A 24,959-nucleotide genomic window follows, 5' to 3' on the forward strand; every position below is an offset into this window, starting at 1 on the left:
GGTCATCCGCCTCTCCTATTCCGGCTCCTCTTCATCGGAACTCAGCAGATCAACAAGCGCAGCAACCCTACCTGTTGGCAGGGGCCGGCCTTCGCTCATCAAGGCTTCGTCGTTGCTGGCCCACGCAAATGCCTCGGCGAGTTCAGCCTGGGTGGCACCTGTCGCGATAACCTCGGCCACGAGCGTTTCATCGGCGGGCCCGAGGACGGCGATGACGTCCTTTGAAGTCATTGTCATAACCATTGCTCCTCTCTCAAGCTACGCCCAGATATGGTGGCGCCTTCGAAGAAAGCAATTTTTCCGTTGAGAAATTCCGTCCTCTTGAGACAGTAAACTGCTGAATTATATCAGTATTGTCGATTGCCGAGCAGGGATCGACAGGTCCAGGAGACGCCTGTCGCTCTTGGCGTTTCCTGTATCCATGTTGCTTGTAAGGAGGATATGGCTATGAGGACAAACCTCGATTTCTCTCCCCTGATCCGGTCGAGCGTCGGCTTCGAGCGGATGTTGAACGCGCTCGAGGCTGCAAGCCGCGCTGAGACAATCGATAACTGGCCGCCTTACGATATCGTCAAAACCGGCGAGGACGAATACCGCATCGCCATGGCGGTGGCGGGCTTCTCGCAGGACGAGCTGGCGATCATCCACGAGCAGAACATGCTCGTCGTCTCAGGGCAGAAGGCCAACGGCGAAGATGTTCAATACCTGCATCGCGGCATTGCTGGTCGAAGCTTCCAGCGTCGGTTCGAATTGGCTGACCACGTCAAGGTCGTGGATGCCCGCCTCATCAACGGTCTGCTGACCATCGATCTCAAGCGTGAAATTCCTGAAGAGATGAAGCCGCGCCAGATCGAGATCGGAACTGGGAATGCAATGCCGAAGGCCGAGACTCGGCAGATCGAGGCCGAGACGCAGGCAGCCTGAACCGTCAGGAATGCCCAAGAACCACCAGAAAGGAGTAAGCCATGAGTGTTCATGATTTGATTCCCTGGGGCCGCAGCAACGGCCACCAAGTTCCGAGTCTCCTCCGCGATGACGACCATGATCCTTTCCTGTCGCTCCATCGCGAGGTAAACCGCCTGTTCGACGATGCTTTCCGCAGCTTCGGCGCTGGCCTGCCGTCACTGCGTGGCGCCAGCGGTTTCGGTGCCGGCTGGCCGAGTGTCGAGATCTCCGACACCGATAAGGATATCAAGGTGACCGCCGAAGTCCCCGGCCTTGAGGAAAAGGACATCGATGTCCTCCTCGATGACGGCGTTCTGACGCTGAAGGGTGAAAAGCGTTCGGAGACGGAAGACAAGGAGAAGCAGTTCTCGGAGCGCTACTATGGCCGCTTCGAGCGACGCATCCCGCTCGGCACCGAGGTCAAGGAAGATCAGGTCGACGCCACCTTCAAGAATGGCGTCCTGACTGTCACCTTGCCGAAGACCGAAAAGGCGCAGTCACAGGTCAAGCGCATCGCCATCAGAAGCTGATCGAAACGAGTGCGCGGCGGCCGACCACCTGGCGGCCGCCGCTACCATGTCGTCCATGGCGGCACGGAAATTTCCGTCGCGCTTAGTCTCCACATGGCCGCTGGATCGGCAGATGCCGATCGCAGGTTCAGGCCTATTTCCCGGGCTCGAACACCATGGAGTGGCCGTTGATGCAGTAGCGCAGGCCGGTCGGTGGCGGACCATCCGGAAAGACGTGGCCGAGATGGGCTTCGCAGCTGCCGCAACGGATTTCGGTGCGCACCATGCCAAAGGCCGTGTCGCGATGTTCGGTCACCGCACCGGGCGATACCGCTTCGAAATAGCTCGGCCAGCCGCAGCCGGCATCGAATTTCGTGTCGGAGCGGAAAAGCGGCGCGTTGCAGCCGACGCAGCGGTAAAGCCCCGTCTCGAACGAATCCCAGTAAGGGCCGGTGAAGGCGCGTTCGGTGCCGTGCTGGCGCGTGATGCGGTATTGCTCGGGGGAGAGCTGCTCTTTCCATTCGGCATCGGTCTTATGAATCTTGGCGGTGGTCGCAGTTTCGGACATGAGGTGCTCCTTTCGCCGAGGGGCGTTTCCGTTTGCGCAAAATGTGGTGCGCCGCGTTCACTTCATCAAGTCTCCAGCGCCGCGCCATGAGATCGGCGGCATACCGCAATTGGAGTAAGACGCTTGCTTTTACATCCGTTAGGGGTTTTCTGTTAGGGTTAATGTTACGTGCATTGGAGAATCACTGGTGTTTGAGGCAGCAATCGTCCTGCTTTACGGCCTGGTGGCCGTGGCCGCCATGGCGGTCACGCTGTTGGAAGGCTGGGCCAACCATGACGGCTTGACGCTCCATCGTCTCGCCGGGCTCTTCGCCTGCCTGCTCTGGCCGCTGACGCTTCTGGTCTTTATCCTGCATGGTTGCATCACCCGGCTGCTGACGCGCCTTTCCCGACCGATGGCCTGATCGGCTTCGAACATCGTCATGCAGTGCGGCCTGCGGCCGAAATCGCTTGAGACGCTCCCCCATTTCGCCTAAGCCAGAAGACGGGCCGGTTTTCTTCGGCTTTTTCGTCTGTTGCCTTTACAGCGCCGCGTGTCTTGTCGGACGTGCAAAGGACTGTAATATTTTGAATTATGCAGTAGAGGAGGAGACATGGCCGATGTCACGGCTCTGACATTTCTGGCCCTGTGTCTGCCGCTCGTCGGCGCTCTTGCCGCTCCCTTCGTCATCCGCATTTTCGGCGCAAACGGTGCCTGGCTCCTGGCGATCGCTCCCTTGCTTGCCTTCCTGCATTTTCTGCGTTTCGTTCCCAAGATCGCGCTCGGCGAGGTCGTCACCGGCGGGTATTCCTGGGTGCCGAGCTTTCATCTCTCCTTTTCCTGGTTCCTCGACGGCCTATCGCTGGCTTTCGCGCTGTTGATCACCGGCATCGGCACCCTGATCGTGCTTTATGCCGGCGGCTATCTCAAGGGACACAAGGATCAGGGGCGCTTCTTCTCCTTCATCTTCCTCTTCATGGGCGCGATGCTCGGCGTCGTCGTTTCCGACAGTTTGCTGATGCTCTTCATCTTCTGGGAGCTGACGTCGATCACGTCCTTCCTGCTGATCGGCTTCGATCACGAGCGTGCGGCGGCTCGCCGCGCTGCCCTGCAGGCACTTGTTGTGACCGGCGGGGGAGGGCTCTGCCTGTTGGCCGGCCTGCTGATCCTCTGGAATATCTCAGGCGTCACAGAGATGTCGCGGCTCGTCGGAGCGGGCGATGTCGTGCGCGAAAGCCCGTTCTATCTCGCAGCCCTCCTTCTGGTCCTGGGCGGCGCCTTCACCAAGTCGGCGCAATTTCCCTTTCATTTCTGGCTGCCGAACGCCATGGAGGCGCCGACGCCGGTTTCGGCCTATCTGCATTCGGCCACCATGGTGAAAGCAGGCGTCTATCTGCTGATGCGGCTCAATCCCGTCATGGGGGCAACGCCTCCCTGGGAAATCCTTCTGCCCTTTTTCGGCGGACTGACGCTGGTGGTCGGCACCGCACTCGCCATCCGCCAGACCGACCTGAAGCTCAAGCTTGCCTATACTACTGTCTCCTCGCTCGGCCTGCTCGTCCTGCTGATCGGCTTCGGCTCGGACCATGCGGTCGAGGCGGCGGCGCTTTATCTGGTGGCGCATTCTCTCTTCAAGGGCGCGCTCTTCATGGTCGCCGGCATCATCGATCATGAGACCGGCACGCGCGATATCACCAGGCTCAGTGGCCTGATGCGGGCGATGCCGCTCACCTGGATGATCGCGCTTGCGGCGGCCTTCTCCATGGCCGGCCTGCCGCCCTTCTTCGGTTTCCTCGCCAAGGAGGAGATCTACACGGCACTCGTCGGTGCCGATGTCCGCGCGATCACATTTATCGCGATAACCGTCTTCGGCAATGCGCTGATGTTCGCCGTCGCCTTCGCCGTGGCGCTGAAACCCTTTCTCGGACGGCCGGTGGAGACTCCGAAACCTCCGCACGAAGCACCCGTCCTGCTTTGGCTCGGCCCGGCCGTTCTCGCCGTCCTCGGCCTGCTCGCGGCGATCTTCTCGACCTTCACCCATACAGTGCTGTCCTCCCCGCTCGCAGCCGCCATCCGCCAGACATCCGTCGACATCGACATTTCGCTGACGCCGCATATCGGCCTGCCATTGGCGCTCTCCGCCCTGACCATACTGCTCGGTGTCGGCGTTTACTGGCAGCTGGCGCGCGCCCGTTTCCTGATGGCCATCTTCTTGCGCGCGGCCGGACCCGGGCCGGACCATGGCTTTGATGTCGCTATATCGGGCCTTGTCCGCCTCTCGGGCCGCCTCATGCGTGTCCTCCAGCCGGGGCGGCTGGAGATCTATGTCACCTGCAGCTTCCTTTGCGTTGCCGCCATCCTCATCATCCCCCCGGTCGTCTATGGTGAACTGCCGCGCCTTCCGGCCTGGCCGGCCGATGTCAGGCTCTATGAATGGGCGGTCTTTCTGATCGCCGCCTTCGGCCTTGCCGCCGTGCTCGTCGCCCGCGACCGGTTGACGGCGATCGTCTCGCTCGGCATCCAGGGTTTCGCCGTCGCTATCATCTTCCTGCTGTTCGGCGCGCCGGATCTCTCGTTTACCCAGTTCATGGTGGAAACGCTCTCGGTGGTCATCCTCGCGCTGGTCATGACCAGGCTCCGCCTTTCTCCCGCCGATCGGCGGCCGCTCGGCCGCAAGCTCTTCGATGGTGCGCTGGCGCTTGTCTGCGGCCTCGGCTTCATGCTTTTGCTGATGCGGGCGACCGAGGCGCCGTTCGACGATGCGCTGACGGCTTTCTTCAACGCCTATTCCAAATCGATCGCCCACGGCGCCAACGTCGTCAACGTCATCATCGTCGATTTCCGCGGCACCGACACCCTCGGCGAAATTGCCGTTGTCGCGGTCACCGGCCTTGCCATTCTGGCGTTGATCCGCATCCGCGCCGGCAGCGAGCGCAAGCTTGCCGCCAATGATCCCATGGCGGAGGGCTGATCGCATGAACACCCTCATTTTCCGCACCGTCGCCCCGTTTCTCACCGCGCTGATGCTGCTTTTTTCAGTCTTCGTGCTGCTGCGCGGCCATAACGAGCCGGGCGGCGGCTTCATCGGCGGGCTGATCGCTGCCTCCGGACTGGCAATTTACGGCATTGCCCGCGGTGTTGGCGCCGTTCGCCGCGCGCTGTACTTCCATCCGCTGTCGATTGCCGGCTTCGGCCTGCTCCTGTCGACCATGGCGGGTCTTCTCTCCATCCTCTTTGCCGTTCCCTTCATGACCGGCCTCTGGATTTATCCGAAGCTTTTCGGCGCCGAGATGCCGCTGTCGAGCGTCATGCTCTTCGATGTCGGCGTCTATCTCGTCGTGCTCGGCGCCATCACCTCGATCGCGCTGGCATTGGAAGAAAAGGAGGTGGAATGATGGAGCCGCTTCTCGCGATCCTCGTCGGCCTGTTCTTTGCCGCCGCCATCTATCTGATGCTGTCGAAATTCTCGATCCGCATCATGCTCGGCATCGCCATCCTCGGCAATGCCGTCAACCTGCTGCTCTTTACCGGCGGCCGGCTGACGCGCGAGGTGCCGCCGATCATCCCGGTGGGTCTCGACAGCTTGCCCGCAGGCACGGCCAACCCGTTGCCGCAGGCCCTCATCCTGACGGCGATCGTCATCTCCTTCTCCTTCCTTGCCTTCCTGCTGGTGCTGACCTACCGCGCCTATCAGGACCTCGGCACCGACAACACCAGCGACATGCGCGCCGCCGAGCCCGACGACCGGCCGCTGCCGCCATTGGGGTATTAAGGATGTTGGTGCGGATGCTCACCCCATGGCAAACCCTCTCGTGCGATAGCGGAGGCGCCATCTAATGGCCGCCCCAACCTCTACCGTCGATCTCTCCGCCGCCCTGATCACCGTCCCGGTGCCGATCGGTCATTGGCTTGCCATCCTGCCGGTCGCCCATTGCATTACGCTGGGTGCCGTCCTGCTGATGCTGCGCGCCTATCCCCGCCTGCAGGCCTGGCTCGCCATCCCAGGCCTTGCCGCGCTGGCGCTGATCGATGCGGCACTGCTCGCCAAGGTCGCCGCCGAAGGGCCGCTCACCATGGTCATGGGCCGCTGGCTGCCGCCCTTCGGCATCGCCTTCACCGTCGATCTCTTCGGTGCGCTGATGGCCTTCACCGCAGCCCTTGCCGCGCTCGCCGGCGGCATCTATGCGCTGGCCGATATTGGTGAGAGCGGCCGGCGATATGGTTTCTTCCCGCTGCTGATGCTGCTGATGGCCGGCGTCACCGGCGCCTTTCTTACCGGCGATGTCTTCAATCTCTATGTCTGGTTCGAGGTGCTGCTGATCTCCTCCTTCGGGCTGATCATCCTTGGCTCCGAGCGCCAACAGATCGACGGCGCCCTGAAATATGCGGTACTCAATCTCATCGCCACGACGTTGTTCCTGATAGGCGTCGGCATCCTCTATGCCGCCTTCGGCACCCTCAACATGGCCGATATAGCTGCAAAAGCCGCGGATTTGCGCGGCACGGCGCCTCTGATGACGCTGGCAAGCCTCTTCCTGCTCGCCTTCGGCATGAAAGCGGCGGCCTTTCCGGTCAATTTCTGGCTGCCGGCCGCCTACCATACGCCGCGCATCACCGTATCGGCGCTGTTTGCCGGCCTGCTGACCAAGGTCGGCATCTACGCGCTGATTCGGGTGATGGTCATGCTGCTGCCGATGGAGCGGCAGGAATTGAGCCTGGTGATCGCACTCGCCGCCGCCGCGACCATTCTCGTCGGCGCTCTCGGCGCGCTTGCCGAAAACGATATCCGCAGGCTGTTCGGCTATGTCGTCATATCGGGCATCGGCAACATGCTTGCGGGCGTCGCGCTTGGCGGCCTTGGCGGCATCAGCGGCGCGGTCTTCTATGCGCTCCATTCCATGGTGCTGATGACGGCGCTTTATCTTGCCGCCGGCGAGATCGCCCGCCGCGGCGGCGGCTTTTCGCTATCGGCCCTCGGCGGGCTCTACAGGCAAAGCGGTGGCTTCACCGCGCTCTCCCTCGTGCTCTTCCTTGCCGCCTGTGGCCTGCCGCCCTTTTCCGGCTTCTGGCCGAAGGTCATCCTCGTCAAGGCCTCGCTCGATCTCGGCGCCTGGTGGCTGGCGGCCTCGATCCTGGTTGGCGGTTTTCTGACGACGATTGCCTTCGGCCGCCTCTTCCTGCTCGCCTATTGGCGCCCGGCGGCGATAGCCCTGACGCCGACAGTCCTGACACCGTCCGGATCGAGGTGGCGCACCGGTCTGCCGCTCGCCGCGCTGACAGCGCTGGTCGTCGGCTTCGGCATCCTGCCGGAACACTTGCTGGCGCTGTCGCAATCGGCAGCTGCCGGCCTTGCCGATCCCCAGGCCTATCTTCACTCGGTCTTCCCGGAAGGAGGCGCGCCGTGATCTTCGTTCTCTTCAACCTGCTGCTGGCCGTTGCCTGGATCGCCGTCACCGGCAGTGCCTCACCGCACAACCTCATCTTCGGCTTGCTGCTTGGCGCCCTGGCGCTGGTCATCATCCGCGAATCCTTCGGCGGCAAGGGACATATCCCCCGCGTCCTCCCGGTGCTCTCGCTTGCCATTCTGTTCCTGAAGGAATTGTCGCTGTCGGCCTGGAAGGTCACGGTCACCGTCCTCTCGCCCGATATGAAGCTGAAGCCCGGCATCTTCGCCTTCCCGCTGACGCTGACGAGCGATTTCGAGATCACTTTGCTCGCAAACCTGATCACGCTGACACCCGGCACGCTTTCGGTCGACGTCTCGACAGATCGCCGCATGCTCTATGTCCATGCGCTCGATTGTTCCGATCCTGAGGCCACCAAGCGTGATATCGCCAACGGTTTCGAACGCAAGATCATGGAGGCTTTCCGGTGATCACGCCTGCCGCCATTATCGCGGTCGCATCTTCGACCGCACTCGTCATCCTCGGCCTGGCGTTGATCCTCACCGTCTGGCGCGTCGTTGCCGGCCCGACATTGCCGGATCGTATTCTTGCCCTCGACATGCTGACCGGTATCGCCATCGGTTTCATTGCGGTCATCGCGGTCAAAACCAGCTTTTCGCTCTATATCGATATCGCCATCTCGCTCGGCCTTGTCGGTTTCCTGGCGACTGTCGCCTTCGCCCGCTTTGTGCTGTCGCGCGGCAACATCAAATCGAAGCCATCTGCGGCAAATGGCAACACGCAAAAGCGGGCAGGGGGCAAGAAGCGATGATCGATTATATCGTGGCTGCCATCACCGCCCTGCTGCTGATCGTCGGAGCGCTCTTTGCTCTTGCAGCGGCAATCGGCCTTGTCAGGCTGCCCGATCTCTACACGCGCATGCACTCGGCCTCGAAGGCGGGGACAGTCGGCTCCGGCCTATTGCTCCTCGCCGCCGGCCTCTATTCGCAAGATCTGGCGATTCTCGCCCGCGCCATCGCCGGCTTTATCTTTTTCCTGCTGACGGCGCCGGTGTCTGCCCATCTCCTTGCCAGAACTGCCCACCGTTCAGGATATGATCTCGGTGAACTCTCGGTCCGTGACGATATCAGAGATCTTTGAGCCTATGCTGTTCGCCGACATTACCAGATTTATGCAAAACTTATGCACAGGAAGCTGTGAGTAAAGCTTGGCGGAAAGCCCTTCAATTCTTCATCTGTCACATTTTCTCAAGAAAAACGACAAATAATAATTGGCCTTTTGGTCAAACGATGGTATTTGAAAATGCAAGTAGAGTTCTGATTGTGAATTGCAATCGTACTGCTTCCAAGTCCCTCAGTTTTGATTTTCAATGTCTAAACTGAGGCCATAGCCCGGAGCATGACGTAGTGGTTTCCAATCAGGCAGTATAAGGACAGGTCTCGCTCTTCGGAATCTAGGGGTGGATTTCGCGTTTTTCGAAACAGAAGATCGCTTCCGGTGCTTTTGCTGTTCGCTTCTACGAGGCGGGTCTTTGACGTGTCGGTCAAAGACCGTTTGTGCATGCTAACAGGAGAAAAAATATGACGGATATAGCGACCGGCAATGCGCCGGAGCTGCTTGTGGAACTGACGGCCGACATCGTTGCGGCCTATGTCAGCAACCATGTTGTACCGGTCAGCGACCTGGCCAATCTGATTTCCGACGTGCATTCGGCACTGAGCAACACGTCCGTACCGCAGCCTGCTGCGGCGATCGTCGAAAAGCAGAAGCCTGCAGTTTCTGTCCGCAAGTCCGTACAGGACGAGCAGATCACGTGTTTGGAATGCGGCGGCAACTTCAAGTCCCTCAAGCGTCACCTGATGACGCATCACAGCCTCTCGCCGGAAGAATACCGCGAGAAGTGGGACCTGCCGACCGATTACCCGATGGTAGCGCCCGCTTATGCCGAAGCGCGTTCGCGCTTGGCAAAGGAGATGGGCCTCGGGCAACGCCGCAAGCGCGGCCGCGGCTGAGCTTTTTCGAAAGCATCGACGACAAAAAGCCGGGTCTTGTGCCCGGCTTTTTTGTGTGCCTTTTCAAGGCATGGAAAATAATCTCGATGGGGCTATTCCAGGAAAGTGCGAAATGGTTTTCCCGGCAAAGCGCGAAGCGGTTTTGCCGGGAGTTGGGTAAACGAAAGGTTGGAGCGGTTCTGCGCTTCTATCAAAAGCTGAATCGCGCCGGTGATCCAACCTTTCGCAGATGATTCGGACGGGCGCCAAGATAGTCTGAGCGACCCCGTCTTATGCTTCGCCGACAGGCTTAGAATGTATTCCTATACTATCAGCAAGTGTTAATGTATTCGATGTGCCAAGGCAGGCGCTGTCCAGCTCGATCGGCTGTGGCCCTTCCGATCAGCAATCATCCCAGTCAAGCCGCGGCGCGGACTCTTGCCTCTTCGCGAATCCTGTTCACCATCGAGCGCAGTCCGTTCGAGCGCTGCGATGACAGATTCTCCACCAGGCCGATCTTCGAGAATATCTCGAAGGCATCGAGCCCGGCGATGTCGGATGCGGTCTTGCCGGAATAGGTGGCAAGCACGATGGCGACGAGGCCGCGCACGATATGGGCGTCGGAATCACCCTCGAAGCTCATGACCGGGTTGTCGGGATCGCCTGTCGTATGCGTCACCAGCCAGACCTGGCTGGCGCAGCCCATCACCTTGTTCTCCGAGGTGCGCTTCTCCTCGGCTAAGTCGGGCAGCGCCTTGCCGAGTTCGATGACATAGCGGTAGCGGTCTTCCCAATCGTCCAGGAAAGCGAAGTCGTCGATGATCTGGTCGAGGGATGCCATGGTAGCCTTTCACTATTAAAGCAGTTCCAGCAAAAGTGCGCAGCGGTTTTGCGTCCGGAATGCGTCAGGAAGTGCTCTAACACTGCATATAGGTGAAAGACCGGCGGATTTGAACCGCTAAAAAGAAACGCCGTGAGGGATGAGCATCCTCACGGCGCAGCAACATGCTGAATTAAACAGGGCAGGCACGTCAGGCATGGGGCCTCTCCGCGTCATGCGGACGGCCGATGCAAGCTATAAAACCGAAAGGCATTGCGGACGAATGCCCGCGAAATTTCGTCAGGTCGCCGGCTTCGGCGTCGGCAGCGGGATCGCGCCGGTCACCACCGTCTCAGGGGCGGCATCATCCTCGACCGGCGGACGGTAAGGCATCGGCTGGTTGAGCGCAGCCTTGGCCTCGCGCACCTTTTCCTGGATAGCAGGTGCTGCCAGCGAAGGCATGTTGAGCGCCACCGGCATCTGCGGTTCGGCAAGCTTTGCGGTCGCCGGCGCCTCGTCCTTGAACTGGCTGTCGAGAAGTTCGTAGGCGACGCGGGCGCCCTCGCGGGCCCGGTAGCCGAGCGCGGTGAAGGTTTCGGCGCCCTTGGCACAAACCTCGGGCTTTTCCGAGCACATGCCTGTGAGATAGTCATAGGCGCCGCTTGCCGCCGTGAACGCGTCGGAAAGCTGCAATTGCGGGCCGTTGGCCAACTTGTCGGAACTCTCCGTGCTGAAGACGGAAAGAAGCACGAGCACGAGGCCAAACCAGAAGGATCCTTTGATCAGAAACCACATTGTCGTCGCCCATCCTGTTTTCCCCGTCCGGTTCTTGTCGCCGAATCAGGCCGGTTGTCCGGTGTGTTTTCACCCTACCGCCAAGTTGCGAATGCCGCTTTTCGAAACTCACGCGCATTTGCGGCAAATTTAGTTCAAATTTTAGCGAACGGTATTTGAGCCGCATTTTAGTCGAATGCGAGCGATCGCCGTTAAGCATCAGGGCAACACCTGCTTGCAATTGCAGGGCTTTTGCTAGCTCGCCTTGCCATAAGAGTTAACGCAATGCTGAAATATGAGGAAAATCCGTCGCTTACCTGCTATTAACCACAAAAGGCAAAGAGCCTTCCAGATGCTTCAAAACGGGAATTTCGGCCGTTTCAGCCTGTGAACAGCGCTTTTGCCTTATCCTTTCTTTAAGTCGCCAAGGCCTATTGTCCGGATCGATCGACAGCCTTTCGGGCGGGTATTGCGTGCGTGTATTGAGTAACATTGGCGGCTGGATGACGGCCCTCGTAGACCGGGCAGCGACAAGCTGGCTCTCCCGGACGGGCGGCGGCGAAGCCGTACGCCAACGCGAGCTCGCGATCCTGCGCCGCCTCGTGCTGTTCTCGTCGGCCGCTCTCGTTGCCGCTCCTATCGGCCTTTCGGCAGTCACAAGTCCGGCCGTCGCGCTGCCGGCGGGTGTTGCCATGGTCTGCGCCGCCTTTCTCTTTTCCGCCGTCGGCAGCATCGCGCTCGCCCGTCAGGGTTCGTCTTCCGGTATCGCCACGCAGTCGGCCGAGGATTTCTTCCTTGCAGCCACCCCCGGCCTCGTCTTCTTCCTGGACCCGCACGGCAGTGTGGCGACGGTCGGCGGCCGCGACCGGCGCGATTTCCTTGCCTGGATGCGCGATCCCAAGGGCAGGGGCTTCCTCGAGCAGGTGCATGTCTCCGACCGCATCCTTTTCCTGCAGGCGCTTGATGACCTGCGCCGGGGCGAGGATGCTCAGAGCGTCGATCTGCGCCTCGACCGGCCCTCGGTCTCGCGCGATCAACGCCAGTTCGCCTATCTCAGAATGGACATGACCGCCCGGCGCGATGCCGATGGCGAGCTTGCCGCCATCATTGCCCAGCTGCGCGATGTCTCCGTCGAGCAGCAGCTGCGTGACGAGGCCCAGAACCGCGCGGCCGATGCCGAATCCGCAAACGACGCCAAGTCGCGCTTCCTCGCCGCCGTCAGCCATGAACTGCGCACGCCGCTGAACGCCATTCTCGGTTTTTCCGATATCCTGATCGGTGAATATTTCGGCAAGTTCGAAAACGACCGCCAGCGCGAATATGTCGGCCTGGTCCGCGAATCCGGCGCGCATCTGCTCTCCGTCGTCAACACCATGCTCGACATGAGCAAGATCGAAGCGGGCCGCTACGAGCTGATCCTCGAAGCCTTCGATATATCAAGCTCCGTCAAATCCTGCGAATCGATGCTGGCATTGCAGGCCAAGACCAAGGGCCTCACCCTGACGAGCCGTATCCAGCGCGATCTCGGCGAGGTCGTCGCCGATCAGCGGGCCATCCAGCAGATCCTCATCAACCTCGTCGGCAATGCCATAAAATTCACCGAGGCTGGCGGCGTTGTCTCGGTCGATGCGGCAGCGCGCGACGGCATCCTCAAGCTGACGGTCAGCGATACCGGCATCGGCATCCCGGCCGACAAGCTGGCGCTGCTCGGCCAGCCCTTCGTCCAGATCCAGAACGACTATACCCGCCGCTTCGAAGGCTCCGGCCTCGGCCTCTCCTTGGTCAAGGGGCTGGTGGCGCTGCATGGCGGGTATTTCGCCATCGCCAGCCAGCCGGGCGAGGGCACGATCATCACCATCGAGATCGCGGTGGACGGCTCGGGCGCCCAGCACGCCGAAGACGCCGGTCATGGCGCGACTGTCGAGTTTCCGCCGCGGCTGAAGGGCGCGGTCAATAGTGGTGCAGAATTGGAAGAGGGGCGTTTCGATGGCCGCGCGCAAGCGAAAATCGCCTAAGGGAAAAAGAGGACGGCAGCAGCCGGGCCTTCTGATGTCAGGCGCTGCCGCCCTCGGCGGGCTCGGCCTGCAAGGCGCCTCCGTGCTCGGCGGGCTCGGCCTGCAGGGCGCATCCGTGCTCGGCGGCGTCATCGGCCGCAATCCGTCGGTCGCCGGCGGCACGATCACCTTCGTCGTCATCTTCTCCTTCGTCGCCGCCAATGCGCTCTGGTATCAGCCGGGCCTGCATCCGCATCCGATTTTCCGCACCCGCGATCCGCAGTCTCCGACCGTGCTCGGTGCCCGCCGCCCGGCTGAGGAGCAGCAGGGCGAGGTCACCACATTCCGGATCGAACGGCCGCAGGATACAGCCACCACCAATGCGACGCCGGCGCCTGCCGCGCCTGGCCAGCAGCCGAGCCAACTCGTCATGGACATCCAGCAGCAGCTGGTGCGCCGCGGCCTCTATAACGGCATACCCGACGGCATCATCGGCCCGCGCACCAGTGCGGCCATCCTCTTCTTCGAGGAGACCGTCGGCATGACCCAGACCGGCGATCCGACGCCGGAGGTACTGGCGGCGCTGAAGACCGATGCCGCCGGCCCCTCGACCGTGCCCGCCGAAAAGCCGCCCGAGGATGTGAGCTCGAAGGCGGCGGCGGAAGATCCGGTGGCGGCCGCGATCCGGAGCGCTGAAAAGACGGTCAAAACGGCTTCGTCAGCTGCAAAGCAGGTTCCATCAAGCGAAATCACCAATGTCGACCTGGTGCTGAAGATCCAGAAGGGTCTTTCCAACATGGCCTATGCCAATGTCGGCGTCGACGGCGTCGCCGGCGAGCAGACCCGCGCGGCTATCCGCCATTTTCAAAAGCACTACAACCTGCCCGAGGACGGTGAGCCGAACCAGGCGGTGCTGAAGAAACTCAAGGAAATCGGCGCGATATAGAACATAATGCCGAAAAGTGTGAGAAGGGCGGTGGCAGCGGTATCTTGAAACCGGCGCATCGGTGCCGTTTGAAACGATCCGGGCCAGACCTGCGGGGCTTTGCCGCCGAAGCCGCCCGCAAAGCGGACCCGCAATGAAATTTGTTTCTTGCCGGAGCCTCTCGGAAACCCTGATCCAGCTGACGGCGAGCGCCGGCGTCAAGACCGCCGACAGCCGTTGGATCGAGGAAGCGCAGTCGGCGGCAAGGCAGATTTCCGGCGCCTTCGAGCGCGCCGTCGCTGAAGGGCAGATCGGGCTCGATACTCTCTTCGACCGACGCTATCGGCTGATACCGGGCACCGATCCGGCACAGGTGACGGCAGCCTTCACCGAACTCGCCGACCGCCTGCTGCCGCCGATCCAGGAACCCGTCACAGCCTTGGACGAGCGCATCGCCTTCTGCGCGGCGATCGACGAGAACGGCTATCTGCCGACCCACAACCGGAAATTCTCGCAAGCCCAGCGGCCTGGCGACACCGTCTGGGACACCGCCAATTGCCGCAATCGCCGCATCTTCGCCGATCGCGTCGGCCTTGCAGCTGGCCGCGGCACCGCGCCCTTCCTCGTCCAGACCTACAGGCGCGACATGGGCGGCGGCAATTTCGTGATGATGAAGGATATCTCCGCCCCGATCACCGTCCGGGGACGGCATTGGGGAGGATTGCGGCTGGCAGTCAAGGTCTGACCGCTGGAGTCAAACTCAGACCGTGCATTGCCGCCACCGGCGCGCCGGTCTATACCGCGCCGATGAGATTACGCGCCGACATCTTCGTTTCCGCCCTCCTGCGCCGCGTCTTCGCCAGCGGCGATTTCGCCGCCGTCGAGAAGAAGGGTGCGGAGGAGGCGGGTGCGATCTTCATCCGTCAGCACTGCCGCGACGGCCTGGAAACTCTCTATGCGCCGGCGCCGCAGACCGCTTTCGACGAAGGCCAGGCCGGCGACCGCCTGTTCGAGATCCGCCTGTTGCGCAGCGAACCGGAAGCGGTGCGCGCGATGCTGGAGCGCGAACGCAAATTCGATCCCGATCTCTGGATCGTCGAACTGGAGGCGGATGAACTCGGAGATATGATCCCACTTGCGAAGGGCGGCTGAGAGCCGAGGCGCTCGTCAGTTCAGCGCCATTTCGGGCAGTTCATATGTGGCAAGGCCGCTAAACCGCGGTTCAGCGAGACCGCCGTCCCATGATGCGCATGTCGCGCTGCGGCGGCGCCTGGCGGATGAAGCGGTGGTTGGGCGTTTCCTGAGGTGCGGGCACATTGGGCACGTCGTGCCTATAGGTGTAGCGATCGGCACGCCGCCAGGCTTCGACGCGTTCGTGGCATTCTTCCGGGTCGAGTGCATCGAGCACCATCCAGCCGCGAGTGACGTTGTGCTGCTGTTCGGCCAGGTGCGGATAGAGCCTTTCGAGCACGAAAACGGCATCAAGAAAGCCCATGCCGAGGCTCGTCAGTGTCGTGGCGAGCTGCTGGCCGGAAAGATCGAGCATGATGCGCTCGGCAAGCCAGCGGCTGGCGGAAAGCGCATCGGCAAGTGCTGTTGCGAAATGCGTCGCCTCGCGTGAGCGCGCGAAGCACACCAGCAGCGCCTCTTGAATGTCGCTGAGCGTGCGCAGACCGAGCCTGTCTTCGTCGGCACGGCCGAGATGACCGGCAAGCCCGAGGATACGCTCGCGCAACGCCTCTTCATTGGCAACCCGCTGTTCCTCCAACGCATCGGCCTCGTTGGTCTCGGCCGGCACCGGCGAAAGCGGGACCGCCGGTGATTCCATGATCGGCGCCGAGGCGCCCACGGCCCGAGGCTGGCTCTGGCGCAGCGCCACTAGCGCATCGATGACCTTCGGCGAGAGTGAATCGCGGCTGACGATCGCCTTGACATGCGCTGCACCCTGCATGCGCGCGATGGTAATCAGCGTATCGTCGGCGATCGCCTTGGAGGCGGCAAGAAAAGGGGCCGCGATCTCGATCGGCTGGTTGCCGATAAACAGTGCCACTGCGGCCGGCATGTTCTCGCATTGGGACAGCGCTGCGACCGCCTGCCGCTTGGCCTCGTCGGACGAGGCTTGGAACAGCGGCATGAAAAGTTCGGCGAATTGGCGCAGTTCGGACCGTGTCGGATGAGACAGGTTCTCGAAACTGCTGACAGTCGCCATCAACACCACGTCCTTTTTCCTGACGGCCAAGGGGCCTTCTAGGTCTCGAAACCGGTCACGCACAAAAACACCCCGAAAACGCAGAACAACGGGACCATGGGCCGATATGCGCTGGCGGAACGCATGTCAGGCCATACGGTGATGAACAAATCCTAGACCGGTAGGGTTAATGCATGCTGAAGATTTTATTAAAAAGCAACAGAAATATACACGCTCAGCGTGTTGTTGCATAGTTAGCCGGCGATATAAAAATGCGCGGTTTGGAACGGCGCTATGAGGATTCCTCACCGCCGAAGTGATGGTTGAAAAGTTCAGGCAATCCTGTGATCGCGCAGCGCGTGCAGCAGCTTTTCGCGGCTGTCATAACCGGCCTGATAAAGGTTGAGGGCCGCGGATGCCGCGAACTGCGCGTCGACGCTTTTGATGTCGATGCGCCGTTCCGAGCACCAGGCATCAAGCGCACTGCGCAGCACGTCGAGATCGTCAGGCGAGAAGGATGAATTGACCAGCAAAGACACCGCTTACCCTCCGCATTCCGGCAAGAGCGTAGAAAATCCCCGATCGATCGGTGCCCGGGAACTGTGATCGACCGAACGAAACATACGCGCATCTGAGCGCCTCGCAATTAAATATTTTCATGACGCATTTTTGCAACACTGCCTTTTTCGAGGTAGAGAGATTGCCGCGCCAATGCCAACTATATGAATTATTTCTAATTTTAGCGGCGATGCCAAGCCAGGCCCCTTGCGCAGGCGGCGTGAAACCAAATCGACTCTTCGAGCGTTAAAGGGAAGGCGAGTCGAACGGTGTTTGGCATCGCCGAACATTAGTAAACTGTTAACTGTCATGTGTCTCAATTCGGATAGGAACGACGCGATTTGAGTAGTTGGATCGTCGAAACTCCGCATCACGGTATTTCAATCAGGTGCCGTGGGAAAGGCGCGAATGCCCTCGGTCCGGTCATTCCGGCACCGCAGGACGCGCCGGCCCGCACATTGGCGGGCAGGGTGAAATCCATCGCAAGTTCATCCGTCTCGGGCAGTGCATGGAGACGAGAATGGCAATAGTAGTCGCATTGGCGGATCGGCAGCCGCGGGCGCCGCATCGCCCGGACAAAGAGCCCCGCGAAGCCAAGATCCTCTGGTTCACCGGCGTCCGCTACGAGCGGTTGGCCGAGAGCCCTAGACCTAGTCCGGCGCCCGCGCCGCGCGTCAACAAGAAGTAACCGCTCTTCAACCTTAGCGAGCGGCGAATTGCTCGCAGCCGGCTTCCGTCAGGAAGTTGCGCGCAGCCTCATTGAAGCTCGCCTGCGGCGCCAGCGTCCGCAGCACGGCATAACCGTCCGGCCGTGCCATTTCCACCAGGATCGCCTGCTGCAGCTCCTGCGGCAGATTTTTGCGCAGGTCGGTCAGCTGGATCGGACTGCCGGCCAGCACATCGAGCGCACCGCCGACCGATGTCCTGTCGTTCATGCTGAAGACCTCGTTGGAGGCGCTGTCGTAGATCGCGATCGACCAGAAGGGCACATTGCCCTTGGCGGTGAAATGCACCGGAGCATCCTCGACATCGAAGGAGCAGACGGCGGTGCGCAGGAAGGGGTCGCCATTGGCAAGGCCGGCCTCGTCATACTGGTCGCCGAGCAGGTAGAAATTGTTGAGATCGCCCTCCGCCTCCACGCGGGTTGCCGCATCCCTGCCGGTGAAATGCGGCAGCGACAGGATGATGACGAGATGCAGCAGGGCTGCGCCGAAAAGGCCGGTCAGGACGGCGAAGAATATCCTAAGCATTGCCGCATCCGGTCTTGGTGAGTTTCGGCATGGCGAGGTCGATCACGCCGGAACTGCCGGCGGTCGGGGTGTCGAACAGCGTCAGTACCAGCCGGAAGGAACCGGCCTGTGGTAAGGCCAGCCAATTGCCCGGTTGGGCGACGGCGGAGATCTCGATCGAGAAACTGCTGTCTTGCTGGCGCAGCACCGTCCAAGAATTGAGCGCAGAGGGATGCCCAGTCGTCACCGCCGCTGGATTGCCGCCATTGTCGGCAGTAAAGAGGGTCCAGAGCCGGGCAGGCGGCGTCTGCCCGCTGATGCGGTAGCGGCAGCCGGCATTCAGCCGCGCGCCCTCGTCGTCGACGCTCGCCGTGAAGGTCAGGCCCTCGGCGCTGCCGTAGAGCAGCTTGCCGGCGCGCGCGCGGTGCGACTTGGCATAGGGATCGGCCTCGACCGTCTGCAACGCCGGAAAGGCCTCCCAGGCGCCGAGGTTGATCGCCCCAAAACCCTGCGTCGCATCCAGCGCATAAAGCGAAATCATGATCCCGCCGCCAAAGGCGACGATCAGCGTGATCGCGATAAAAAGGGGAAATCGAAACACGTCATGACCTTGGAAACCATATCGGATGAAAGGGTTACCACTGATTCTGGCAGGGTGGAATGCCAAGCCGTGCCATAGAGGCCGATTGATCCACGTTATGCAAAGTGCGGCAACAGGGCTGTCCGGTTTGCGCGAATGGCTGCCCCTCACCCTAACCCTCTCCCCGTAAACGGGGCGAGGGGACGTGGCCTACGAGAGGTGTGCGGGGAACGGAGAGGTGGCGACATGGTCCCTTCGCCCCGTTTACGGGGAGAAGGTGGCGGCAGCCGGATGAGGGGCAGTCCGGCAATCTCCTGGGCCAACTACTCCGCGCTCGCCACCTTCGCCGGCGCGAGCGGGGCGGCATCCTTCAGCTTTTCGCCGAGTGTCTTGAGGATGTCAGTCGATTGAACCGAGAGCATGCGCGGCCGGACAAGCTGCGGCAATCCGTCCTGCGGCTTGGCGGCAGACGTCTTGGCGAGGTCCTTTTCCGAGGGCAGGGGGTTTTCGACGCCGGGGATGGCGCGCAGCGTGACGCCCTGATGGGCGTAGTCCATGGCACGCTTGAAGGTCATCGCCGGCAGCGAGCCGCCGGTCATGTTGTTGGTCGAGGTGTAGTCGTCATTGCCGAACCAGACGGCGCAGGTGTAATTGCCGGTGAACCCGACGAACCAGGCGTCGCGATAGGCCTGGGTCGTGCCGGTCTTGCCGGCCGTCAGGATGCCGTTGTCGAGTGCGGCCTTGCGCGCCGTGCCGACATAGGGAACGCGCGACAACATCTGGTTCATATAGGCGTCGGCCTGTTCGGACAGCACGCGTTTCGGCGCCGGTTCGTCATGGTCGAAATCGTAAAGCACGTCGCCGTCGTAATCGAGGATCTGAGTGATGCCGTGGCGGCGCGACTGGTAGCCGCCGGCCGGGAAGGTGGCATAGGCCGTTGCTTGGTCGAGCACCGTTACCTCGGACGTGCCGATCGGGATGGTGACGTCGTCGCGGATCGGCGTTTCGACGCCGAGATTCTTCGCCATCGCTCGGATCGGCTGAATTCCGAGTTTTTCCTTGGCAAGCCGCACCGGCACGGTGTTGATCGACTGGGCGATCGCGGTCTCAAGCGTTATGCGGCCGGCATAGTGATTGGCATAATTATGCGGGCTCCAATTGCCCCAGGAGATCGGGGCGTCGACGATAGTCGTCTTCGGTGTCATCCCGCTCTCCATCGCCACCGAATAGGTGTACACCTTGAAGGAGGACCCCGGCTGGCGCAGCGCTCTGGTGGCGCGGTTGAACTGGCTTTCGCCGTAATCTCGGCCGCCGACCATGGCGCGCACGGCGCCGCCGTTTTCGATCATCACCATCGCGCCCTGCTTGGCGTGATAGGCTTCGCCATATTCGCGCAGCGACGTCTCGACCGAATCCTCGGCCGCCTGCTGGATGCCCATGTCGATCGTCGTGCGCACGATCAGCGAATGCTGGTGGAAACGCGGTGAAAGCCGCTGCACCTCGTCGAAGGCCCAGTCGAGGAAGAAATCGGGCGATTCCACCTCGTTGCGATCGACGACGGTGGCGGGGTTGCGCCTGGCGGCGATCACCTGACCCTCGGTCATCAGCCCGCTTTGGACGAGATTGGTCAGCACCTCGTTGGCGCGTGCACGCGCCGCCGGCAAGTTGACATGCGGCGCATATTTGGCCGGCGCCTTGAACAGGCCGGCGAGCATGGCGGATTCGGCAAGGTTCACATCGGTGATATTCTTGCCGAAATAGAACTGCGCCGCTGCGGCTGCGCCAAAAGTGCCGCCGCCCATATAGGCGCGGTCGAGATAGGTGGAGAGGATTTCCTTCTTGGAAAGGTTCGCCTCGAGCCACAATGCCAGGAACGCCTCGGTGACCTTGCGGTCGATCGAACGTTCATTGGACAGGAACAGGTTCTTGGCGAGCTGCTGCGTCAGCGTCGAGCCGCCCTGCACGACTTCGCCGGCGCGCGCATTCTCGCTCATGGCGCGGAAGAGACCGATGAAATCGATACCGAAATGGTCGAAGAACCGCCGGTCCTCGGTGGCGATCACCGATTTGATCAGCGAATCCGGCAGCTCATCGATCGGCACGGAATTCTGGTGGATCACGCCGCGATGGCCGATAACGTTGCCGTAGCGGTCGGTGAAGGTGACGGCGAAATCGCCGCGATTGCGCCAGTCCTCCTTGGTCGCCTCGAAGGCGGGCTGGGCAAGCAGCAAAATCAGCACGGAGCCGGCCGCCCCGAGCGTCAGCCCTTCGCCGGCAAGTTCGAAGACCATGCGCTTCCAGCCGCGCACGCGAAAGCGGCGGAAGAAGATGGTGATGTCTTCCCAGATCTCGGCGGCGCGGAAGCCGGCGTTCCAGACGGTCGAATCGATCCAGGAATCGATGCGCAGCAGAATGTGACGGCTCTTCGCCGGCCGCTTTTCCGCCGCCTCGTTCGCCGCTTTTCCGGGCCTGTTTTCTGGCCCGTTTTCTGGCCCATTTCCTGGGTTGTCCGGATCCTGCACGTCCTGTATTCCCGCCTGATCGCGCTTCGATCATATCCGACGAAAGCGCGAGGCCCGCATATGGCCGCAAATCTCTCCGATATCAGGAGAGAATTCTCCGAGTACCAGGAGTATACTGAAGGATTGATTGATTTTGCGGCCGATAACAAGAGAGATGCATGAGGGTCACGCGAATTTGCGGGCCGCTGTTGCAAGAAACGAACGATGAACGATCTGCCCTTCTGGAAGAGCAAGACGCTTGCCGAAATGACCGTCGCCGAGTGGGAAAGCCTCTGCGACGGCTGCGGCCTCTGTTGTCTCAACAAGATTGAGGAATGGGATAGCGGCGATATCTATTTCACCTCGGTCAGCTGCAAGCTGCTCGACGGCGAAAGCTGTCGCTGCTCAAGCTATGAGAACCGCTGGGATTTCGTGCCGGACTGTGTTCAGCTGACGAAGGAGAACGTGCCCGATATCGCCTGGCTGCCGCCGACCTGCGGCTATCGGCTGGTCAATGAAGGCCACGACCTCTACTGGTGGCACCCGCTCGTCTCCGGCGACCCGGAGACCGTCCATGCCGCCGGTATTTCTGCGCGAGGCCGCACGATCAACGAAAGTGAAATCGATATCGACGATCTCGAAGATTACGTCGTCGACTGGCCGCTGACCGTGGGCGAGAAGGACGATGAGGAAGCATAAGCGGGCTCAGGGCTTTATTGCCGCGAGGAAGCACCGCAGCTCCGTCTCCACATAGGCGGCCACCGGCCCCTCCGCGCCAAAACCCCACCAGATGAGCGAACCCTGCCATTGCGAAAGCAACAGCCGGGCGATCGTCTCCGGCGCAGTCGCCGATCCGAAACATCGCGCGATCGCCGCCGTCAGGGCCGTTCCCCACGCGGCCCCTCGGGCGCGCAGCACCGGATCGCGGAAATCCTCGCGAAGCACCAGCAGTCCCTCACCATAGGCAGCGGCATTGTCGCCGTAGTCCTGCGACAGGCCGACGAGCAGCGTGATGGCGCCTTTCGGCGTTTTCGGGACGGTCTCGGCAAGCCGCGCCGTTTCCGCATCCAGCCTGTCCCAGGCATAAAGCAGCGCGGTGCGCAGCATCGCCGCTTTCGTGGCGAAACGCTGCACCAGCGTCGAACCGGAAAGTCCGCTTGCTTTCGCCACCGCCGCAAAGGTCGCCGCGTCCGGGCCCTCGGCCTGGATCAGCGCCAGCACCATGGCGAGAAGCTGTTCGTCGGACAGTGTGCGGCGTCGCGGCATGAAATTCCTCTTGCATTCACGTCATATGTAAACGATCATTCGTTTATAAACAAGGAGCGCCGGGTAATTCCTGGTGCAACCATTGCAGCATGAGGCGCTTTAGCGTGGAGGATGGAGAAGTGACAGCGAACTTGCGGGAGAAAGTGGCATTGGTGGCGGGTGCTACGCGCGGCGCCGGCCGAGGCATCGCGGTGGAACTCGGTGCTGCCGGCGCCACCGTCTATGTAACGGGACGCACGACGCGCGCTCAGCAATCCGAATATTCCAGGCCGGAGACGATCGAAGAGACGGCTGAACTTGTAACCGCCGCAGGCGGCAAGGGTATCGCCGTGCAGGTGGATCATCTCGTCGAGCAACAGGTCGAGGCGCTGGTCGCCCGCATCCGCGTTGAGGCCGGCCGGCTCGATATTCTCGTCAACGACATCTGGGGCTGCGAGAAACTGTTCGAATGGGACAAGGCCGTCTGGGAGCATTCGCTGGACAAGGGCCTGCGCATGCTGCAGCTCGGCATCGAGACACATCTGATCACCGCCCATTACGCCCTGCCGCTGATGATCGAGCGGCCCGGCGGGCTGCTGGTGGAGATGACGGACGGCACGGCTGATTACAATGCCACGCATTACCGGCTTTCGCCCTTTTACGACCTCGTCAAAACGGGTGTCACCCGCATGGCCTGGGCGCATGCGCAAGATTTGGAAAAACACGGCGCCACCGCTGTTTCGATCACGCCTGGCTGGCTGCGCTCCGAAATGATGCTGGATGCTTACGGTGTCCGTGAGGAGAACTGGCGCGAGGCGACCAATGTGCAGCCGCATTTCGCCATTTCCGAAACCCCCCGCTTTGTCGGCCGCGCCGTTGCCGCCATCGCCGCCGATCCCGACCGCGCCCGCTGGAACGGCCAGTCGCTGTCGAGCGGCGGAGTGGCCAAGACCTACGGCTTCGACGATATCGACGGTTCGCGGCCGGATTGCTGGCGCTACATGGTGGAGGTGCAGGAGCCGGGCAGACCGGCTGACGTGACGGGTTATCGCTAAACAATTCCAGGGAAACGGCTTTCCCTGGAATTGGATGCAGGCAAAGGTTAGGTCGGCTCTGCGCTCCCGTGAAAACTAAACCGCTCTAACGCTCGCTATCATGCTGCGGCAAGCCGCGCCGCCTCGCGAAACGAGACCAGCCGCTTCGTCTGTTCGTCCCATAGCACCAGCTTGACGCAACGCAGGCTTTCCATGAGCGTGATGCGGCCGATATCGGCAAGCTCAGGATGGTCCCGCAGCACCTCCGGCAGCCGGTAGTAGGGCACCCGGCTCGACAGGTGATGCACATGGTGGATGCCGATATTGCCGGTGATCCAGCGCAGCACCGGCGGCAGGTCGTAATGCGAGGCACCGTGCAGGGCCGCATGCTGGAACTGCCAGTCCGGCTTCTTCGACCAGTGCGTTTCCTCGAACTGATGCTGGACGTAGAACAACCAGACGCCGGCAGCACCTGCCAGAAGCACGATCGGCAAATGCACCAAAAGAAAGGGAATGATCCCGATCGCCCAGATCAACAGCGCGGCGGCCACTGCGACGGCAAGGTTGGTCGCCATGGTCGAGACCCAGGGCAGGGCGCCGGAGCGCATCATGCCGAAAGGCAGGCGCTGCTTGAAGAGGAACAGCCATGCCGGTCCGATCCCGAACATCACGATCGGGTTCCGGTAGAGCCGATAGCCGAGCCGGCCCCAGCGTGACAGCGCGTTATATTCGGCAATCGTCAGCGTTTCGATATCGCCAACGCCGCGTTCGTCCAGGTTCCCGGCCGAAGCATGGTGTTCCGCATGCGCCCGGCGCCAATAGTCGTAGGGCGTCAGCGTCAGGATGCCGATCGTGCGACCGACCCAGTCGTCGACGCGGCGACGGGCGAAAAACGAGCCGTGGCCGCAATCATGCTGGATCATGAACAGTCGGAGCAGGAAAGCGGCGGCGGGAAAGACGAGGATCAGGCCGGGCCAGAAGCTGTAATGAACCGCTGCCCATGCGGCAGCCCAGAACAGCGCGAAGGGGACGACGGTAACGGCAAGCTCGAAGGCGCTGCGTCCGGCCCGCGGCTGGCGATATCCGGCAAGGATCTTCAGCCAGCGCTTTTCAGCGAAAAGCGCGGCTTGCTCGGCGGATCGATCCGGGTTTTCGGATCGCTCCGAGTTGTCGTCGGGCTCGCCCAAAGGGGCCACTTGGATTTCCTCGCACTCGCTGCGGCGCGCAGATTCGATCACAGAGTGACGCCGTGAAAGGCGGCGATCGCCGAAAAGCCGAGTGCAATCACCACGGCCGAGCGAATGAGGAAGAGCGGATAATCGAAGTGGTACATGGTATGAAGAGTGGTCATAGTTACAGCAATTCCTGTTTTTCTGAGAACATGTCAATGGGCGATGGTGTCACGCCGGAGCGCAGCGCGTTCGACAAGGACGCGCTAGCACTTGCGCTGTTATGCGCATGGGGGCGGAGCGGGGGGCTCGATAAGAAGTTCTATTTCTTTGGAGCACTGCCCTGCGGGGCGGTCTTGGTCGCCGTCTTCATCTGATTGGCGAATGTGCTTTCCACCTTCGCTGCCTGCTTGTCCTTCTTCGGCTTCCGGACCTCACGATTGCTTCTTACTTGTCCTTTTGCCATCGATAAAATCTCCCTTAGATCGAAATTGAAAGCCGCAGCCTGCGTGGTATTCGCCCCGCTTGTCGGTCGCGATCAGAGA

At 61.5% G+C, this 24,959-nt stretch carries 29 protein-coding genes and 1 pseudogene; 18 read left to right on the plus strand and 12 right to left on the minus strand.

Annotated features, from left to right (window positions below; all coding sequences use genetic code 11):
* Positions 1 to 15: 15 nt before the first annotated feature.
* Positions 16 to 237 (minus strand): hypothetical protein, encoded by a 222-nt coding sequence (locus N2600_RS06065; protein ID WP_162118085.1) that lies wholly within the window; start codon positions 235 to 237, stop codon positions 16 to 18.
* A gap of 210 nt (positions 238 to 447) precedes the next feature.
* On the opposite strand from N2600_RS06065, the gene N2600_RS06070 reads away from it, so the two are divergent.
* Together N2600_RS06070 and N2600_RS06075 are read left to right on the plus strand one after the other, a co-directional pair.
* The gene (locus N2600_RS06070; protein WP_260298886.1) at positions 448 to 924 is read left to right on the plus strand and encodes an Hsp20 family protein; all 477 of its coding nucleotides are present in this window, start codon (positions 448 to 450) and stop codon (positions 922 to 924) included.
* Positions 925 to 965: 41 nt separating this feature from the next.
* Positions 966 to 1,475, plus strand: a complete 510-nt coding sequence (locus N2600_RS06075) for an Hsp20/alpha crystallin family protein (protein WP_260298428.1) — start codon at positions 966 to 968, stop codon at positions 1,473 to 1,475.
* 133 nt (positions 1,476 to 1,608) lie between these two features.
* Here N2600_RS06075 and msrB read toward each other — a convergent pair whose 3' ends face one another.
* Positions 1,609 to 2,022 carry a peptide-methionine (R)-S-oxide reductase MsrB gene (msrB, locus tag N2600_RS06080; RefSeq protein WP_017963532.1) on the minus strand — a complete coding sequence of 138 codons (414 nt, stop codon included), beginning with the start codon at positions 2,020 to 2,022 and terminating at the stop codon, positions 1,609 to 1,611.
* A 187-nt stretch (positions 2,023 to 2,209) separates the two neighbouring features.
* Here msrB and N2600_RS06085 point away from each other — a divergent pair, with 187 nt between their 5' ends.
* From N2600_RS06085 to N2600_RS06125, 9 genes are all read left to right on the plus strand, one after another.
* On the plus strand, positions 2,210 to 2,425 hold the full coding sequence (locus tag N2600_RS06085; protein WP_017963533.1) for a hypothetical protein: 216 nt from the start codon (positions 2,210 to 2,212) through the stop codon (positions 2,423 to 2,425).
* Between the two features lie 189 nt (positions 2,426 to 2,614).
* On the plus strand, positions 2,615 to 4,972 hold the full coding sequence (locus N2600_RS06090) for a putative monovalent cation/H+ antiporter subunit A (protein WP_260298430.1): 2,358 nt from the start codon (positions 2,615 to 2,617) through the stop codon (positions 4,970 to 4,972).
* A 4-nt stretch (positions 4,973 to 4,976) separates the two neighbouring features.
* Complete coding sequence (locus N2600_RS06095) at positions 4,977 to 5,396, plus strand: Na(+)/H(+) antiporter subunit B (protein WP_017963535.1); 420 nt, start codon at positions 4,977 to 4,979, stop codon at positions 5,394 to 5,396.
* Entirely contained in the window at positions 5,396 to 5,773 is a 378-nt protein-coding gene (locus N2600_RS06100) for a Na+/H+ antiporter subunit C (protein WP_032985038.1), read from the plus strand. The genes N2600_RS06095 and N2600_RS06100 overlap by 1 nt, the downstream gene beginning before the upstream one ends.
* Positions 5,774 to 5,837: 64 nt before the next feature.
* A complete protein-coding gene (locus tag N2600_RS06105) occupies positions 5,838 to 7,406 on the plus strand; it encodes a Na+/H+ antiporter subunit D (protein WP_260298431.1) in 1,569 nt (522 codons plus the stop codon).
* Positions 7,403 to 7,876, plus strand: coding sequence for a Na+/H+ antiporter subunit E (locus tag N2600_RS06110; RefSeq protein ID WP_170280396.1), 474 nt, complete (start codon positions 7,403 to 7,405; stop codon positions 7,874 to 7,876). The genes N2600_RS06105 and N2600_RS06110 overlap by 4 nt, the downstream gene beginning before the upstream one ends.
* Positions 7,873 to 8,217 carry a cation:proton antiporter gene (locus N2600_RS06115; RefSeq protein ID WP_017963539.1) on the plus strand — a complete coding sequence of 115 codons (345 nt, stop codon included), beginning with the start codon at positions 7,873 to 7,875 and terminating at the stop codon, positions 8,215 to 8,217. Before N2600_RS06110 ends, N2600_RS06115 begins: the two co-directional genes overlap by 4 nt.
* Positions 8,214 to 8,546 (plus strand): monovalent cation/H(+) antiporter subunit G, encoded by a 333-nt coding sequence (gene mnhG, locus N2600_RS06120; RefSeq protein ID WP_017963540.1) that lies wholly within the window; start codon positions 8,214 to 8,216, stop codon positions 8,544 to 8,546. Before N2600_RS06115 ends, mnhG begins: the two co-directional genes overlap by 4 nt.
* Before the next feature lie 440 nt (positions 8,547 to 8,986).
* Positions 8,987 to 9,418, plus strand: coding sequence for a MucR family transcriptional regulator (locus N2600_RS06125; RefSeq protein ID WP_003557810.1), 432 nt, complete (start codon positions 8,987 to 8,989; stop codon positions 9,416 to 9,418).
* Positions 9,419 to 9,815: 397 nt separating this feature from the next.
* Here N2600_RS06125 and N2600_RS06130 read toward each other — a convergent pair whose 3' ends face one another.
* Together N2600_RS06130 and N2600_RS06135 are read right to left on the minus strand one after the other, a co-directional pair.
* Positions 9,816 to 10,238, minus strand: coding sequence for a SufE family protein (locus N2600_RS06130; RefSeq protein ID WP_017963541.1), 423 nt, complete (start codon positions 10,236 to 10,238; stop codon positions 9,816 to 9,818).
* A gap of 279 nt (positions 10,239 to 10,517) precedes the next feature.
* Entirely contained in the window at positions 10,518 to 11,012 is a 495-nt protein-coding gene (locus N2600_RS06135; RefSeq protein WP_017963542.1) for a DUF5330 domain-containing protein, read from the minus strand.
* A 413-nt stretch (positions 11,013 to 11,425) separates the two neighbouring features.
* Here N2600_RS06135 and N2600_RS06140 point away from each other — a divergent pair, with 413 nt between their 5' ends.
* From N2600_RS06140 to N2600_RS06155, 4 genes and pseudogenes are all read left to right on the plus strand, one after another.
* Entirely contained in the window at positions 11,426 to 13,006 is a 1,581-nt protein-coding gene (locus N2600_RS06140) for a sensor histidine kinase (RefSeq protein WP_260298434.1), read from the plus strand.
* Positions 12,978 to 13,931 carry a peptidoglycan-binding domain-containing protein gene (locus N2600_RS06145; RefSeq protein WP_170262814.1) on the plus strand — a complete coding sequence of 318 codons (954 nt, stop codon included), beginning with the start codon at positions 12,978 to 12,980 and terminating at the stop codon, positions 13,929 to 13,931. The genes N2600_RS06140 and N2600_RS06145 overlap by 29 nt, the downstream gene beginning before the upstream one ends.
* 151 nt (positions 13,932 to 14,082) lie before the next feature.
* Positions 14,083 to 14,655, plus strand: a pseudogene (locus N2600_RS06150) (methyl-accepting chemotaxis protein); the annotation flags it as partial.
* A gap of 62 nt (positions 14,656 to 14,717) precedes the next feature.
* Entirely contained in the window at positions 14,718 to 15,062 is a 345-nt protein-coding gene (locus N2600_RS06155; protein WP_017963546.1) for a DUF1491 family protein, read from the plus strand.
* 70 nt (positions 15,063 to 15,132) lie between these two features.
* Here the strand turns inward: N2600_RS06155 and N2600_RS06160 are convergent, their stop codons facing one another.
* Both N2600_RS06160 and N2600_RS06165 read right to left on the minus strand, forming a co-directional pair.
* Entirely contained in the window at positions 15,133 to 16,182 is a 1,050-nt protein-coding gene (locus tag N2600_RS06160; RefSeq protein ID WP_260298436.1) for a DUF2336 domain-containing protein, read from the minus strand.
* 248 nt (positions 16,183 to 16,430) lie between these two features.
* Positions 16,431 to 16,637, minus strand: coding sequence for a hypothetical protein (locus tag N2600_RS06165; RefSeq protein ID WP_260298438.1), 207 nt, complete (start codon positions 16,635 to 16,637; stop codon positions 16,431 to 16,433).
* A gap of 539 nt (positions 16,638 to 17,176) precedes the next feature.
* On the opposite strand from N2600_RS06165, the gene N2600_RS06170 reads away from it, so the two are divergent.
* Positions 17,177 to 17,344: a hypothetical protein gene (locus tag N2600_RS06170; protein WP_222386207.1), complete on the plus strand. Its 168-nt coding sequence runs from the start codon at positions 17,177 to 17,179 to the stop codon at positions 17,342 to 17,344.
* Between the two features lie 13 nt (positions 17,345 to 17,357).
* Here the strand turns inward: N2600_RS06170 and N2600_RS06175 are convergent, their stop codons facing one another.
* The 3 genes from N2600_RS06175 to N2600_RS06185 form a co-directional block, all read right to left on the minus strand.
* Positions 17,358 to 17,906: a DUF1254 domain-containing protein gene (locus N2600_RS06175; RefSeq protein WP_162118071.1), complete on the minus strand. Its 549-nt coding sequence runs from the start codon at positions 17,904 to 17,906 to the stop codon at positions 17,358 to 17,360.
* Positions 17,899 to 18,486 (minus strand): DUF1214 domain-containing protein, encoded by a 588-nt coding sequence (locus tag N2600_RS06180; protein WP_260298441.1) that lies wholly within the window; start codon positions 18,484 to 18,486, stop codon positions 17,899 to 17,901. Before N2600_RS06180 ends, N2600_RS06175 begins: the two co-directional genes overlap by 8 nt.
* A 302-nt stretch (positions 18,487 to 18,788) precedes the next feature.
* The gene (locus N2600_RS06185; RefSeq protein WP_222386209.1) at positions 18,789 to 20,987 is read right to left on the minus strand and encodes a transglycosylase domain-containing protein; all 2,199 of its coding nucleotides are present in this window, start codon (positions 20,985 to 20,987) and stop codon (positions 18,789 to 18,791) included.
* A gap of 204 nt (positions 20,988 to 21,191) precedes the next feature.
* On the opposite strand from N2600_RS06185, the gene N2600_RS06190 reads away from it, so the two are divergent.
* Complete coding sequence (locus tag N2600_RS06190) at positions 21,192 to 21,665, plus strand: YcgN family cysteine cluster protein (RefSeq protein ID WP_222386210.1); 474 nt, start codon at positions 21,192 to 21,194, stop codon at positions 21,663 to 21,665.
* Positions 21,666 to 21,671: 6 nt separating this feature from the next.
* Here the strand turns inward: N2600_RS06190 and N2600_RS06195 are convergent, their stop codons facing one another.
* Entirely contained in the window at positions 21,672 to 22,232 is a 561-nt protein-coding gene (locus N2600_RS06195) for a TetR family transcriptional regulator (protein WP_260110486.1), read from the minus strand.
* A 119-nt stretch (positions 22,233 to 22,351) separates the two neighbouring features.
* On the opposite strand from N2600_RS06195, the gene N2600_RS06200 reads away from it, so the two are divergent.
* Complete coding sequence (locus N2600_RS06200; protein WP_260110487.1) at positions 22,352 to 23,266, plus strand: SDR family oxidoreductase; 915 nt, start codon at positions 22,352 to 22,354, stop codon at positions 23,264 to 23,266.
* Positions 23,267 to 23,364: 98 nt separating this feature from the next.
* Here the strand turns inward: N2600_RS06200 and N2600_RS06205 are convergent, their stop codons facing one another.
* Positions 23,365 to 24,432 carry a fatty acid desaturase gene (locus N2600_RS06205; protein WP_168724878.1) on the minus strand — a complete coding sequence of 356 codons (1,068 nt, stop codon included), beginning with the start codon at positions 24,430 to 24,432 and terminating at the stop codon, positions 23,365 to 23,367.
* 304 nt (positions 24,433 to 24,736) lie between these two features.
* Positions 24,737 to 24,880 (minus strand): hypothetical protein, encoded by a 144-nt coding sequence (locus tag N2600_RS06210; RefSeq protein ID WP_003546677.1) that lies wholly within the window; start codon positions 24,878 to 24,880, stop codon positions 24,737 to 24,739.
* Positions 24,881 to 24,959 lie beyond the last annotated feature (79 nt).

This window comes from Rhizobium sp. WSM1274 (assembly GCF_025200775.1).
GTDB classification, from domain to species: Bacteria; Pseudomonadota; Alphaproteobacteria; order Rhizobiales; family Rhizobiaceae; genus Rhizobium; species Rhizobium leguminosarum_I.

Excerpts from the sequence above, each read along its gene's own strand:
- N2600_RS06065 (WP_162118085.1), bottom strand. The coding sequence starts at position 237 with ATGACAATGACTTCAAAGGACGTCATCGCCGTCCTCGGGCCCGCCGAT.
- N2600_RS06070 (WP_260298886.1), top strand. The coding sequence starts at position 448 with ATGAGGACAAACCTCGATTTCTCTCCCCTGATCCGGTCGAGCGTCGGC.
- N2600_RS06075 (WP_260298428.1), top strand. The coding sequence starts at position 966 with ATGAGTGTTCATGATTTGATTCCCTGGGGCCGCAGCAACGGCCACCAA.
- msrB (WP_017963532.1), bottom strand. The coding sequence starts at position 2,022 with ATGTCCGAAACTGCGACCACCGCCAAGATTCATAAGACCGATGCCGAA.
- N2600_RS06090 (WP_260298430.1), top strand. The coding sequence starts at position 2,615 with ATGGCCGATGTCACGGCTCTGACATTTCTGGCCCTGTGTCTGCCGCTC.
- N2600_RS06095 (WP_017963535.1), top strand. The coding sequence starts at position 4,977 with ATGAACACCCTCATTTTCCGCACCGTCGCCCCGTTTCTCACCGCGCTG.
- N2600_RS06100 (WP_032985038.1), top strand. The coding sequence starts at position 5,396 with ATGGAGCCGCTTCTCGCGATCCTCGTCGGCCTGTTCTTTGCCGCCGCC.
- N2600_RS06105 (WP_260298431.1), top strand. The coding sequence starts at position 5,838 with ATGGCCGCCCCAACCTCTACCGTCGATCTCTCCGCCGCCCTGATCACC.
- mnhG (WP_017963540.1), top strand. The coding sequence starts at position 8,214 with ATGATCGATTATATCGTGGCTGCCATCACCGCCCTGCTGCTGATCGTC.
- N2600_RS06125 (WP_003557810.1), top strand. The coding sequence starts at position 8,987 with ATGACGGATATAGCGACCGGCAATGCGCCGGAGCTGCTTGTGGAACTG.
- N2600_RS06130 (WP_017963541.1), bottom strand. The coding sequence starts at position 10,238 with ATGGCATCCCTCGACCAGATCATCGACGACTTCGCTTTCCTGGACGAT.
- N2600_RS06135 (WP_017963542.1), bottom strand. The coding sequence starts at position 11,012 with ATGTGGTTTCTGATCAAAGGATCCTTCTGGTTTGGCCTCGTGCTCGTG.
- N2600_RS06145 (WP_170262814.1), top strand. The coding sequence starts at position 12,978 with ATGGCCGCGCGCAAGCGAAAATCGCCTAAGGGAAAAAGAGGACGGCAG.
- N2600_RS06155 (WP_017963546.1), top strand. The coding sequence starts at position 14,718 with ATGAGATTACGCGCCGACATCTTCGTTTCCGCCCTCCTGCGCCGCGTC.
- N2600_RS06170 (WP_222386207.1), top strand. The coding sequence starts at position 17,177 with ATGGCAATAGTAGTCGCATTGGCGGATCGGCAGCCGCGGGCGCCGCAT.
- N2600_RS06175 (WP_162118071.1), bottom strand. The coding sequence starts at position 17,906 with ATGCTTAGGATATTCTTCGCCGTCCTGACCGGCCTTTTCGGCGCAGCC.
- N2600_RS06190 (WP_222386210.1), top strand. The coding sequence starts at position 21,192 with ATGAACGATCTGCCCTTCTGGAAGAGCAAGACGCTTGCCGAAATGACC.
- N2600_RS06195 (WP_260110486.1), bottom strand. The coding sequence starts at position 22,232 with ATGCCGCGACGCCGCACACTGTCCGACGAACAGCTTCTCGCCATGGTG.
- N2600_RS06210 (WP_003546677.1), bottom strand. The coding sequence starts at position 24,880 with ATGGCAAAAGGACAAGTAAGAAGCAATCGTGAGGTCCGGAAGCCGAAG.